We start from the raw sequence: 11756 nt of genomic DNA, 5'->3' as shown, positions 1-11756 counted from the left end.
GGTGCACTTCTGGATGCTGTTCATCGGCTTCCACACCACGTTCCTGGTCCAGCACTGGCTGGGTGTGGAGGGGATGCCACGCCGTATCGCCGACTACCTGCCAGAAGACGGCTTCACCACGCTGAACCAGGTCTCCACCGTGGGCTCGTTCCTGCTTGCAGCCTCCATGCTGCCGTTCTTCTACAACGTGTGGATCTCCCGGAAGGCGCCGTTGGTCGAGGTCGACGACCCGTGGGGCTGGGGCCGTTCGCTGGAGTGGGCCACCAGCTGTCCACCGCCGCCCCACAACTTCGACCGCATCCCGCGGATCCGCTCCGAGTCACCGGCCTTCGACCTGCACCATCCGGAAGCAGAAGCTCGGCGACCTGTCTGAGCAGTCGCAGCCCGCGCAGAACCGTCGGTCAGCGCGATCGCGGCGAGCATGCGGGAGTCGGGACCCTGAAGACCAAGGTTCATCGAGAGCAAGGAACACCATGGAACACGCGGCCCGCGTCACGTCATCAGTGATCTTCGTGTCAGACCTCGATCGCTCGGTTGGCTTCTATCGGGATGTCTTCGCGTGTGAGGTGGCCATCCATGATCCCGAGGCTGCGCTCCTGCTCGCTCCTGGGGGCTTTCAGATCTACCTGATCGGGCACGGCGCCAGAACCCCGCACGCCTCGGGCGGGATCGGCCCGCAGTGCCTGATTTGGGCGGTCAACAGCGCAGACGACCTGCACGTGCTGGAACACGCTCTCCGAGACTTCGGCCGCTTCACCGACACCTATACGAGCGGCGGGGTCACGTTCGTCGCCGGTCGGGATCCCGACGGCATTCGGATCCTGATGGCCCACCCCGGCCCGGACAAGCTCCCCCGCTCGGTGGTGGGCCCCCACCTGTACCGCTGAGATCCGAACCCCGCGTCGACTTCCGAAGTTCGGCAATCACTGGCGGCGGACCCGGCCGATCTGGCCCCTCACGCTCAGGTGCATCCCAGCGTCACACTCGAACATGTGGCCCCGCCAACGACGATCATCCGGTCGCTGTCCTCGACCCTTCCGCGCTTACGCAGTCGTGGAAGGTGGGGCGCTGGTTCCCCCGAGCAACCTGGTCGGAGGAACCAGCGTGCAACGAGCCCGGACGGCGACGGGTCCCGCCCTGGCTCGACGGGCCGACCCGCGGAAGCGAACCGCGGACACATGGCCGGTGGGCACGGGGCCGAGGGGTCCGGACGGAGCGATGCGGCGCCGTTGGACACGCCGTACCGCGCTCCGAGGCGGGCGCTCCCGCCGGGACTGTGACGACGTCTCCAGGCGGTCTCGAGGCAGTCACGGTCATCGCGCTCGTCACGACCGGCGCCCTGCTCCTGTCGCTGCGACGACGACGGGTCATCGGCTGATCCACGTTGAAGGGAAGCACGATGCAGAAGGAGTCATTGAAGGCATTGGCCCGCCATCACCTGGAGCAAGCACTGGCGGCGTCGAGCGGGCGCAGTGCTCACACCGTCTACGGCGGTCACGAGCACGTACTGCGTCAAACCCTGGTGGCACTGATCGCCGGTGCCGGCTTGGACGAGCACGAGAATCCCGGTGAGGCGACGGTTCAGGTGCTTCGAGGCAGGGTGACCCTCGTGATGGGCGAGGACCGATGGAACGGTTCCCCCGGCGACCTGATGTTCATTCCGGACTCCCGACATGCCCTGGAGGCCGTCGAGGACTCTGTGGTGCTCCTGACGGTGGCCAAGCGGGACCCATCGTCCCCGTAGCGAAAGCGCTGCTGCGGCCAGGAAAGCTCGGGTGTCAGCGGACGACGGCCACCGGGCAACGGGAATGCTGAAGGACGTGGTGGCTGACCGAACCCAGCGCCGCCTCGGCCAACGCACCGTGGCCTCGAGACCCCACCGCGACCATGGACGCCGTGTTCGAGGCGCTCACCAGGGCCTGGCCGGCACGCTCAGCGATGAACTCGCCCTCGATCTCGATCTCCGGGTAGCGCGTCCGCGCTTCCACCACCGACTTCTGCAACGCTTCTTCTTCCTCCAGCAGGGTCCGAGACATCGACGCCGACACGTCACCGTGCGTGTCGATGGGCATGGTGAGCGGTTTCCAGGCTCGGTAGAGCACCACGGCGTCTCTCGTGGCGGCGGCCTGCCGGCAGGCGAACTCCAGGGCGCGCAGACTCGGCTTCGAATCGTCGACGCCGACGACGATCCGGTGCGCGTCGGCGTCGTGTGCCCTACGGACGACCACCAGGGGGCACTGCGCCTGACGCGCTGCGTTCTGGCTCACGGATCCGAGGAGCGCCTCGCCGATCCGCCCATGACCTCTACTGCCGAGAACGAGCATCGAAGCGTCGCTGGAGGCGGCGACCAGCGTCGTGACGATTGCGGCCAAGTGGCGCTCGATCGTGACGTCCGTGGCGCCGACCCCCGCCAGGGTCTCCCGGGCCTGCCTCTCGATCTCTTCCCACCACGACTCCGGCCAGTTCGGTCTGCGCGGCGATTCCATCGGGTCCACGGCGATCGTGACCACGACGGGTTCACCACGGAGACGAGCCATCTGCCCGGCCCAGCTCGCGGCTGCATCGGCGTCCGGTGAGCCGTCATATCCGACGACGATTCTCGGTCTGTGTGTGTTCACGTCTCCAGACTCGTCCCTCCACGTGCGCTCGACAACAGCGGGTCCCTCCCGGGGAGATCACGTGCCGTTCCAGTCATCGCGCGGGCTCCCGACATCGGGCCGTGGAGGAGCTCCATCAACCCCGAACCACGCCGTTCAGCCGAGCAGCCTGTCGGGTGAGGTGGTCGCGCTCGGCGAGGTTGGTGGCAGCCCGGGCCGCTTCGCCGTACAGCCGAGCCGCGAGCGGAAGGTCGCCGGCCCGTTCCCGGAGGTGGGCCTCGACAGCCGGGTATCTGGGAACCGCCCGATCCACCCGTGCGAGTGCGGCCAGACCGGCCTGTGCTCCCTCCGCCTCACCCACTGCGACGGCACGGTTGAGACGGACAACGGGGTTGTCCGTGAGGCGGTCGAGCTCGTCGTACCACTCCACGATCTGCACCCAGTCGGTCTCGTCCACCGCCTGCGCGTCGGCGTGCAGGGCGGCGATCGCGGCCTGCGCCTGGTACTCGCCGAGCCGGTCGCGCGCCAGGGCCGCCTGCAGGACTGCCACGCCCTCGGTGATCAGGTCGCTGTCCCACCGGGACCGGTCCTGCTCGGCCAGCGGGACGAGGGCACCGTCGGGTGTCGTCCGCGCGGCGCGGCGGGCATGGTGCAGCAGCATCAACGCGTGCAGGCCCGACACCTCCTCGTGGTCGGTCATCGACCTCACCTGACGGGTCAGCCGGATCGCCTCGTCGGCGAGGTCGACCTCACCGCTGTAGCCCTCGTTGAAGACCAGGTAGAGCACCCGCAGGACGGTGGCCACGTCTCCTGGCTCGTCGAAGCGCACGCCCGACACGGTGCGCTTGGCCCGGCTGATGCGCTGGGCCATGGTCGTCTCCGGCACCAGGTACGCCTCCGCGATCTGGCGCGTCGTCAGACCGCCCACCGCCCGCAGCGTGAGCGCCACCGCGGAGGCCGCCGTGAGCGACGGGTGGGCGCAGAGGAAGTAGAGCTGCAGGGTGTCGGCCGCGTGTTCAGTGAGGGCCGCCTCGGTCGGGCCCGGCGGTGGCTGGGACGCGACCCGGGCCTCGCGGGCGAGCCGCGAGCTCTCCGCTCGGGTCGCGTCCAGGAACTTGCGCCAGGCGGCCGTGATCAGCCATCCCTTCGGATCCGCCGGGGGATCCGACGGCCAGGTGGCCAGTGCCCGCAGCAGCGCGTCCTGCACGGCGTCCTCGGCCGTCGCGAAGTCGGCACCTCGACGGACGAGGACGCCGGTGACCGCGGGAATCAGCTCCCGCAGCGTGGCTTCGTTCACTCCGAGATGGCGGGCGGGGAACCGTAGAACGGACGTACCTCCAGCCACTCGCAGTTCGGCTTGCCGCCCGGGCCTGGTGCGGCCGAGTACGCTCCCGCCACCTCGACGGCTCGCTCGTACGTCTCCACGTCGATGATCATCCAGCCGGCGATCAGATCCTTGGTCTCCGCGAACGGGCCGTCGGTGACCGGCGGCCGGCCCTCGCCGCCGTACCGGACGAACGTGCCCTCGGGCGACAGCGCCTGGTGGTCCACGAACTCGCCCGTCTCCTCGAGGTCGGCTGCGAAGTCGCGCATCCACTGGACGTGCGCGTCGACGTCGGCCGGCGCCCACTGGTCCATCGGGTCGATTTCCACGACGGGAGTCGGCCCGCCGCGGTAGTGCTTGAGCACCAGGTACTTTGCCATGGGAATGTCTCCTTCGGTACGACGCGACCATTGTGGCCGCGTACGCACCGGGGACGACGCGGGCCGGGGTTTCTCGACATCGGTGCCCGAACACGGCTTCGGCCCGGAGACGTCGAACCGGTCGAGGGCGTCAGTAACCGCCTGGCGGCCCAGGCCGCCCCGTCCCTCCGTCGCCGCTCAGGGCTGGGTGGGTGCGCGGCGGAAGCCTCTCACCAGAAACGCGTGGTCCGAGGCATTCCGGGCCGTGCGTGCGCCGATCACCTCGAGGTCGCCACGCCGGTGCAGCCCCTTCGACCAGGCCAGGTAGACCACCCGGGTGTTCTCGCTCTTCATCCCGAGCCGCCGGAACATCGCCTGCGGCGAGTGCTCCCACTCGATGTCGGGCGGGGCCGGCAGGATGTTGAAGTCGCCCATGATCCACAGGGCCGCGACCCGGGGGTCCTTCAGGACCAGGTCGGCCTTGTCCTCGATGGTCTGCATCGCGTCCGCGGTGACCCTCTTACGCTCGTTGTCGAGCATCTTCAGCGTCGTGTGGCTCTGGATCACCGCGTTGGTGTGGGTGTGCATGACGACGTACACCCTGCCGTGGTGGCGGAACCGGACGGTGGCCAGGTATCGGTCGTTGCCGGTGCCCTTGGTGCCGACGTCCGGGGAGATCTGAACCACCTTCGATGAGGTGACCGACGTGGATGGTCCGTTGCGGATCGCGACCGGGATCTCCTGCGAGTGGACGCCGACGGTGGCGTCCGAGATCACGGTGTACGACGAACCGAGCGTCTCGCGCATCGTGGGCACGAAGGAGTGCTGACCGAGGTCCATCTCGGTGAGACCGACGACCAGCGGCCGGCGGTCGAGGACCGTCGCCAGGTTCAGTGCCAAGCCCTGTCCCACCTTCTGCGGCGCCACCATGACCTTCATCTCGAGGCGACCTCCGCGAGTCCCATCGTCCGATGCTGGCAGGGCCTACCGCGGCGGCACATCGCCCATGAGACCGATTCCCGACCGAGATCAGTCGGAGGGGTGACGCGTCGGGCGCGGTCCCCGTCCTAGCCTGGACGTCCCGTACACAGGTGGCTCGGGCACCCAGTCCAAGAGGGTGAGAGATGTCCGAGCAGCACACTGCGACGTACGACGCCTACCTCGACGACCCGTTCGACGACACGACCGGCTTCGGCTACGGCCTGGACGACGGGGCGGACACGCCGGCCGACGATCCCGACCCGGAACCCGACGCGGAACCCGATGACGGCACGGAGGGCTGAGCGATGGGCCATCCGATCCCGGGTTTCACGATCACCACGCCGTACGGCTCGCGCAGCGATCTGTGGAGCTGCGACAAGGATGCCGACGGCCGAGGAATCCATACCGGCGACGACTACTCGACCGGTGGTCAGATCGGCTTCGACGTCCTGGCCACCGCCAAGGGACGGGTGCTCTTCGTCGTCCGCGATGTCGACGCAGGCTGGGGGAAGTCGTACGGCAACCACGTCGTGATCGAGTCCGGAGGCGTCCGGCACGGGTACTGCCACCTCAGCAAGATCCTGGTCAAGAAGGACAAGGAGGTCCGGGTCGGCCAGCGGATCGGTCTCTCCGGGAACAGCGGGCACGTCAAGGGCTCGATCGGCCCGTTCTTCGGTGCGCATCTCCACTACGAGGAGCGGACGTCGCCGTTCACGTTCTGCAGCGTCGCGCGCAAGCCGGAGCTCTCGCGCGCTCCTGGTCCGGGTTTCACCATCCCGGTGGGCGACGTGTTCGTCTCGAAGCTCCAGCTGGGCGTGGAGGACTCCAACTCCGTACGTCGTCTCCAAGACGTGCTCAACGGCGTTCACCTGACCGGCCACCGGCTCAAGGTCTCTGGCAACTACACCGCGCCGACCAAGCACGAGGTGCGCGCCTGGCAGATGACGGTTGTCGGCATGGGAGCGGACTCGCCGTTCGCCACCGGCAGCATTCCAGGGGTGCGCCAGGCGCTTCGGTTGTTCGCCCGCACCGGCAACAAGGTCATCGACGACACGTTCGATCCCGTCGCCTGAGGGAGCTACCCCCGCACTCGCTTCAGTGTCAGGTGCGCGACGAGGGACGTCGACCTGGTCGAGGCGACCTCGAGCGGCAAGCCCTTCAGGTCGGTGAAGATCGCCTCACCCGAGCCCAGCACGATGGGCGCCACGTGGAGCCGTAGCTCGTCGATGTGGCCGGCCCGCAGGAACTGGTTGATCGTCGATGCGCCTCCGGCGATCGAGATCGTCCGGTCACCGGCGGCGTCGGTCGCGAGCCGCAGCGCCTCCTCCGGGCCTCCGGTCACGAAGTGGAACGTCGTGCCGCCCTGCATCTCGACCGGCTGGCGCTCGTGGTGAGTGAGCACGAAGACCGGGCCGTGGTACGGCGGGTCGTCGCCCCACCAGCCCTTCCAGTCGAGGTCCCACTCACCGCGGCCGGCGCCGAACATGTTCCGGCCCATGATGTAGGCGCCGGCAGACGTGATCGCGTCCATCTCGGCCGCGTGCTGCTCGGGTTCCTCGAACATCCATCGGTGGAGCGCCTCGCCGCCGATCCCCAGCGGGTGCTCGAGGGTCTGGTCCGGGCCGGCGATGAACCCGTCCAGGGACACCCCCGGGTCCGAGGTCAGGTAGGCCATCAGTCACCCCAGCCCAACGGGTAGACCTCGAACGCGGTCGCGAACGCGACGCCCATCCGCTGTCCCGTCTGCCGGCCGAAACCCTCGAGGAACTCCCGCGGATCCCAGTTCTCCCAGCCCAGCCCCTCGATGTACGCCGCGTGGGCGGCCAGCGAGTCCACGCCCTTGTCGAAGGTGTCGGTCGTGTCGACCCCGTGACCGGCCTCGGGGGAGCCCCCGACCCACACCGCCTTCACGCCGCCCCAGGGCTCGACCCCGTCGACCACCTGCTCGGGGAACACCCACCGGTTGCCGGCATCGCGCACCGCGTCCAGCACGGCGCGGCCGGTCGCGATGTGGTCGGCCTGGTTGAGCATGCGGCCGCCGAAGGTCTCGTGGAAGTTTCCGGTGATCACGATCTCGGGCCGGTGCTTGCGCACGACCGCCGCGATCTCGCGCCGCAGCGGCACGCCGTACTCGAGGATGCCGTCGGGTTGATGGAGGAACTCCACGGTGTCGACGCCGACGATCCGCGCCGACTCGATCTCCTCGGCCTCACGCACGCGGCGACACTCGTCGGGGTCCATCGAGTCGATCCCGGCCTCGCCGGAGGTGACCATGCAGTAGATGACCTCCTTGCCCTGCGCGGTCCAGTGCGCGACGGCGGCAGCCGAGCCGAACTCCATGTCGTCGGGGTGCGCGACGACGGCCAGCGCGCGGGTCCAGTCCTCGGGCAGGGGTTCGAGCGGTGGAGGCGTGTCCATGGCCACGAGCATGCCGCCAAATGGCTTGGCCCGACAGGCCGGGGTCGGGTTGGGTGGTCGTCATGCCCGAGATCGCCGAGCTCGACCCGGACGACGACCCCGGTCTCCGCGAGTTCTTCGACGTCGAGCAGGCAGCCTTCCGGGCCGACCACCCCCACGCGGTCCTGCGCACCTTCCCCCAGCTGCTCCAGATGGTCCGGAGGCCCAGCTCGTACTCCCGGCGCACCCTGTTGGTCGCGCGGGACGCCGGCCGCATCGTCGGGACCGCCGATCTGGCCCTGACGGTCGAGGACAACCTGCACCTTGCCCATGTCCAGGTGGGCGTCCACCCCGACGCCCGGCGCCGCGGCGTCGGCCTGGCACTCCACGACGAGCTCGTACGACGCGCCCGGAGCGCCGGCCGGACGACCCTGCTGGGGGAGGTCAACCAGCCGGTCGAGGGCGATCCGTCCCCCGCGTTCCGGTTCGCGACGGCACTCGGCTACGCGGTCGTGCAGGAGGAGGATCACCACGTGTTGTCGCTCCCGGTCGAGGGCGCACGGTTCGAGGCGTCCCCAGGGGTCCCGGAGGGCTACGAGATCGTGACCTGGCGGGATCGTGCCCCTGACGACCTGGTCGAGGCCTACGCCGCCATGCACACCCAGATGGGCCGCGACGCGCCGTCGGGCGAAGTCGACCACCAGCCGGTGGAGATCACCGTCGACCGGGTGCGCGAAGGAGAGCAGCGCACGGCCGAGGCGTACGACCAGGTCGTCGCGGTCGCACGCCGGCGCAGCGACGGAGTGTTCGGTGGCTACACCCTGGTCTATCTCGCCCGCGACGCGGACTACGTCATCCAGGACGACACGCTGGTGATGCCCGAGCACCGCGGGCACGGTCTCGGGATGGCGCTGAAGGTGGCGATGCTGCGGATCCTCGCGGCCGAGCATCCCGAGCGTCGCCTGGTCCACACGTGGAACGCGGTCGAGAACACGTTCATGCAGCGGATCAACCGCGAGCTGGGTTTCACGCCGGTCGAGCGCGAGCTCGAGATGCAGCGTCGGGATGCCGATGCCTGAGTGGTACGACGCGCTCCCGCCGCGCGACCGATCTCTCTCGTCGCGGTGGGGGACCGAGGAGTTCCGCGCCGAGATCCGAGAGTGGTGCGAGGGGATCGTCGGGCCGGTCACCTCGATGACCCAGCAGAAGCTCCGCGGCTGGGCCACCGTGTGGCGGGTCGAGACGGCCGACGGCGTCTGGTACGCCAAGCAGAACTGCCCCGGCCAGCAGATCGAGCTGCCGCTGATGGCGGCGCTCGCGCGGCTCGTGCCCGATCGCGTCGTTCCGGTGCGGGCGGTCGGGGACGGCCTCCTGATCACGCCGGACCAGGGCGACGTCTTCTACCAGACCGCGGGCGACGACCTCGAGAACTGGGTCCGGCTCGCGCGCGAGGCCGCCCTCCTCCAGCGCGAGCTCGTGCCGCACCACGCCCAGCTGCTGGCCCTCGGGATGACCGAGCTCCGACCGGAGGCGGCCGTCGACTACCTGTCCGCGCGCATCGAGCAGTACGCCGCGCTGGCACCCGATGACCCGCGCCGCCTGGCTCCCGACGTGGCGGCACGGCTGCGGGCGCACCTTCCCGCCGTACGCCGATGGGCCGAGCAGGTGACCGGGCTCGGGCTCCCGACGACCCTCAACCACAACGACCTCCACGAGAACAACGTCTTCGACGTCGACGGTCGGTTGCGGTTCTTCGACTTCGGAGACGCGCTGGTCACCGAGCCACTCGGGGTGCTGCTGATCCCGTTGAACATCCTGGGGGAGAAGCTCCAGGCCGACGGCGACGACGCACGGCTGTGGCGGGTGGTCGACGCGGCGCTCGAGGTCTGGAGCGACCTCGTGTCGGCGGCCGAGCTGCGAGCCGCGCTGCCGGCGGCCCTCCAGCTCGGCCGGCTCGGCCGGGTGGAGTCGTGGGTGCGCTGTCAGCCGTCGCTCTCGGACGACGAGCTGGCGCAGTGGGGTCCGGTCGCCGCGACCTGGTTGGGGACCCTCGACGCTGACCCGCCGGTCGGGAGGGCGCCGTAACAGACCGCGCTAACAGGCCGCCTTGGGATGCACGCCGAGGTAGTTGATCGGGCCGGCCACGACCGTGAGGAGTCCGCTGCCGACGAAGGTGCAGGTGCGGTCGGCGTTGCTGTCGAAGTATCCGCGGTCGTTCGCGACGCTCACGCCGAGGACGAACCAGACGATCACCAGGATGAAAAACAGATTTCTCACCGGAGCCTCCGTCGGGTCGCCCTTACACGTGGCCGGATTCTAGAGGCTCGCGGCGCTCACGTTGGGAACTCCACGAACCCAGCACGGTCCACTTTCCGAGCTGCACCGAGACCCAGGCGAGGGCCAGGCCGGCGATGTCGTCGACGACGAAGTGCCAGCCGAGGTACACCGTGGCGAGCAAAGTGCCGACCAGGAACAGTCCGACCAACCACGACAACCAACGCAGCCCGTAGTAGCGCGCCATCAGGAACACCAGGAACGTGAGGGCGCAGTGGAGGCTCGCGAACGCCGAGATCTGGGCGAACGCATCGTGCGCGTGTGGATTCGCCAGCAGGTGGTCGCGCTGGACGACGTAGGCCTCCTGGGTCCGCTGGATCGAGGTCCGGGTGAGCCCGGAGAACTCCGCAGGAGCCGCGTGGAACGGGCCGAGGGACGGGATCAGGTAGTAGGACCCGACGCCCAGGATCCAGGCCCACATCGCCGAGACGACGAAGACGTACGCCGAGCGCACCGTCGGCGTGAACGCCAGCGCGGCGACCAGGGCGATGGTCACCAGCGTCGAGAACGACTCGTACAGGTCGGTCAGCAGGCGCGCCGCGAGGTCTTCGCCGAGCAGGTCATGCAGGAGGACGGCCGGGCTGTGGCCGAAGAACAGCCAGCGGTCCCAACGCAGCAGCATCTCGTCCTGCGGCGCGCGGAAGATGTCCCAGCTCTTGAGGTTCCGGTAGCACAGGTAGACGACCTGGTAGGCGACCAGCGCCCCGGCGATCATCGCGATCCGGTACGGCGTCCAGCGGGAGCGGGCCGTCTGCCAGAGCGACCTTCCCTGCCGACGGCCGCGGAGCCACCGGACCACGATGTCGATCGCCACGGCGACCAGGAGCGTCTGGGCGGTGCTCAGGAGCTTGTTCGTGAACAGCTTGCCGTGAGGGTCCCGGAACGGGACGTCGACCTGTCGCGAGCGCGCGATCGCCACGACGGCGAACACCGCGACCAGCGTCAGCACGCGGAGCACCCAGCCCCACTCGCGGACAGGAGAGACCGCGTCGGGCGCACCCGCCCGCGTCTCCGTCGTACCGCCCACCGCCCCGTCCATCGAGGACATTCAACCCGGTCGAGGGTCCTCCGGCCGAAACGTCGCGCGAGCGGGCGGGCACAATGTGCCGCGGGGCGGTAGCTCAGTCGGTCAGAGCAAGGGACTCATAATCCCTGGGTCGCGGGTTCGAGCCCCGCCCGCCCCACCAGTGCCGCTGACCTGCGGCAACGGGCTCCAGGGCGCCTTCACCTCCGCAGCACAACGCTGCTACAGGCAAGGATTCGCCCCGCTCGACGCGACGTTAGCGGGGCCGCGCAGCGAGGCTCACGCCATGAGTGAGCGCGAAACGGCGACGCGCGGGGTGCGTGAACGGTCCAAGACGCCCCCCAGGGCACGCCCAGTTGCCTTCGACGACCTCAGCATCCTGCTGCCCGACTGGCGCCGCCATCTGCGCGCGACCAACAAAGCCCCGCTCACCATCGACTCCTACCTCGCCGCCGGCAACGGTCTGCTCGACTTCCTCAGGGGAACCGGGATGCCGACAGCGGTCCACGACCTGACCCGTGAGCACATCGAGCTGTACCTGGTCTCCATGCAGGACCGGCGGCTTTCACCTGCGACTGTGGCGAAGCACTACCGCAGCCTGCAGCAGCTCTTCCGGTGGCTGGTTGAGGACGGTGAGCTCGACCGCAGCCCGTTCGAGCGGATGCCGCCTTGCCGGAGCAACCGGTCGAGGTGCTCACCGAGGACGAGTTGGGCCACCTTGTTGCAACCTGCAAGGGCCA

General features: G+C 69.2%; 16 protein-coding genes and 1 tRNA gene. 9 read left to right on the top strand and 8 right to left on the bottom strand.

Annotated features, from left to right (window positions below):
* From VGJ24_RS10255 to VGJ24_RS10245, 3 genes are all read left to right on the top strand, one after another.
* A partial coding sequence (locus tag VGJ24_RS10255; protein ID WP_331500474.1) for a cbb3-type cytochrome c oxidase subunit I occupies positions 1 to 373 on the top strand: 373 nt, incomplete at its 5' end.
* A gap of 100 nt (positions 374 to 473) precedes the next feature.
* Entirely contained in the window at positions 474 to 887 is a 414-nt protein-coding gene (locus tag VGJ24_RS10250) for a VOC family protein (RefSeq protein WP_331500473.1), read from the top strand.
* A 512-nt stretch (positions 888 to 1399) separates the two neighbouring features.
* Positions 1400 to 1744: a cupin domain-containing protein gene (locus VGJ24_RS10245; protein ID WP_331500472.1), complete on the top strand. Its 345-nt coding sequence runs from the start codon at positions 1400 to 1402 to the stop codon at positions 1742 to 1744.
* Positions 1745 to 1778: 34 nt separating this feature from the next.
* Here the strand turns inward: VGJ24_RS10245 and VGJ24_RS10240 are convergent, their stop codons facing one another.
* The 4 genes from VGJ24_RS10240 to VGJ24_RS10225 form a co-directional block, all read right to left on the bottom strand.
* Positions 1779 to 2618 carry a universal stress protein gene (locus VGJ24_RS10240; RefSeq protein ID WP_331500471.1) on the bottom strand — a complete coding sequence of 280 codons (840 nt, stop codon included), beginning with the start codon at positions 2616 to 2618 and terminating at the stop codon, positions 1779 to 1781.
* Between the two features lie 115 nt (positions 2619 to 2733).
* Complete coding sequence (locus tag VGJ24_RS10235) at positions 2734 to 3894, bottom strand: RNA polymerase sigma factor (protein ID WP_331500470.1); 1161 nt, start codon at positions 3892 to 3894, stop codon at positions 2734 to 2736.
* The gene (locus tag VGJ24_RS10230) at positions 3891 to 4301 is read right to left on the bottom strand and encodes a YciI family protein (protein ID WP_331500469.1); all 411 of its coding nucleotides are present in this window, start codon (positions 4299 to 4301) and stop codon (positions 3891 to 3893) included. The genes VGJ24_RS10235 and VGJ24_RS10230 overlap by 4 nt, the downstream gene beginning before the upstream one ends.
* Positions 4302 to 4478: 177 nt before the next feature.
* Positions 4479 to 5219, bottom strand: a complete 741-nt coding sequence (locus VGJ24_RS10225) for a hypothetical protein (RefSeq protein WP_331500468.1) — start codon at positions 5217 to 5219, stop codon at positions 4479 to 4481.
* 185 nt (positions 5220 to 5404) lie between these two features.
* Here VGJ24_RS10225 and VGJ24_RS10220 point away from each other — a divergent pair, with 185 nt between their 5' ends.
* Entirely contained in the window at positions 5405 to 5563 is a 159-nt protein-coding gene (locus VGJ24_RS10220) for a hypothetical protein (RefSeq protein ID WP_331500467.1), read from the top strand.
* Between the two features lie 3 nt (positions 5564 to 5566).
* Positions 5567 to 6334, top strand: coding sequence for a M23 family metallopeptidase (locus tag VGJ24_RS10215; protein ID WP_331500466.1), 768 nt, complete (start codon positions 5567 to 5569; stop codon positions 6332 to 6334).
* 5 nt (positions 6335 to 6339) lie between these two features.
* Here VGJ24_RS10215 and VGJ24_RS10210 read toward each other — a convergent pair whose 3' ends face one another.
* Both VGJ24_RS10210 and VGJ24_RS10205 read right to left on the bottom strand, forming a co-directional pair.
* Positions 6340 to 6936 carry a dihydrofolate reductase family protein gene (locus tag VGJ24_RS10210; protein ID WP_331500465.1) on the bottom strand — a complete coding sequence of 199 codons (597 nt, stop codon included), beginning with the start codon at positions 6934 to 6936 and terminating at the stop codon, positions 6340 to 6342.
* The gene (locus VGJ24_RS10205; RefSeq protein ID WP_331500464.1) at positions 6936 to 7679 is read right to left on the bottom strand and encodes a PIG-L deacetylase family protein; all 744 of its coding nucleotides are present in this window, start codon (positions 7677 to 7679) and stop codon (positions 6936 to 6938) included. Before VGJ24_RS10205 ends, VGJ24_RS10210 begins: the two co-directional genes overlap by 1 nt.
* Before the next feature lie 62 nt (positions 7680 to 7741).
* Here VGJ24_RS10205 and VGJ24_RS10200 point away from each other — a divergent pair, with 62 nt between their 5' ends.
* Positions 7742 to 8737, top strand: a complete 996-nt coding sequence (locus VGJ24_RS10200; RefSeq protein WP_331500463.1) for a GNAT family N-acetyltransferase — start codon at positions 7742 to 7744, stop codon at positions 8735 to 8737.
* Positions 8724 to 9743: a phosphotransferase gene (locus VGJ24_RS10195; protein WP_331500462.1), complete on the top strand. Its 1020-nt coding sequence runs from the start codon at positions 8724 to 8726 to the stop codon at positions 9741 to 9743. Before VGJ24_RS10200 ends, VGJ24_RS10195 begins: the two co-directional genes overlap by 14 nt.
* 9 nt (positions 9744 to 9752) lie before the next feature.
* Here the strand turns inward: VGJ24_RS10195 and VGJ24_RS10190 are convergent, their stop codons facing one another.
* A complete protein-coding gene (locus tag VGJ24_RS10190; RefSeq protein WP_331500461.1) occupies positions 9753 to 9935 on the bottom strand; it encodes a hypothetical protein in 183 nt (60 codons plus the stop codon).
* Positions 9936 to 9957: 22 nt separating this feature from the next.
* Positions 9958 to 11031, bottom strand: coding sequence for a phosphatase PAP2 family protein (locus VGJ24_RS10185; protein WP_331500460.1), 1074 nt, complete (start codon positions 11029 to 11031; stop codon positions 9958 to 9960).
* Between the two features lie 71 nt (positions 11032 to 11102).
* On the opposite strand from VGJ24_RS10185, the gene VGJ24_RS10180 reads away from it, so the two are divergent.
* Both VGJ24_RS10180 and VGJ24_RS10175 read left to right on the top strand, forming a co-directional pair.
* Positions 11103 to 11179: transfer RNA gene (locus tag VGJ24_RS10180), tRNA-Ile, on the top strand.
* 123 nt (positions 11180 to 11302) lie between these two features.
* Positions 11303 to 11756, top strand: a 454-nt coding sequence (locus VGJ24_RS10175) for a site-specific integrase (protein WP_331500459.1), incomplete at its 3' end; no start/stop codon positions are given.

The organism is Nocardioides sp. (assembly GCF_036493135.1).
In the GTDB taxonomy this organism is placed as follows: Bacteria; Actinomycetota; Actinomycetes; order Propionibacteriales; family Nocardioidaceae; genus Nocardioides.
Note: the sequence above shows the minus strand (reverse complement) of the source record. Positions and strands in the feature narration are given on the sequence as shown.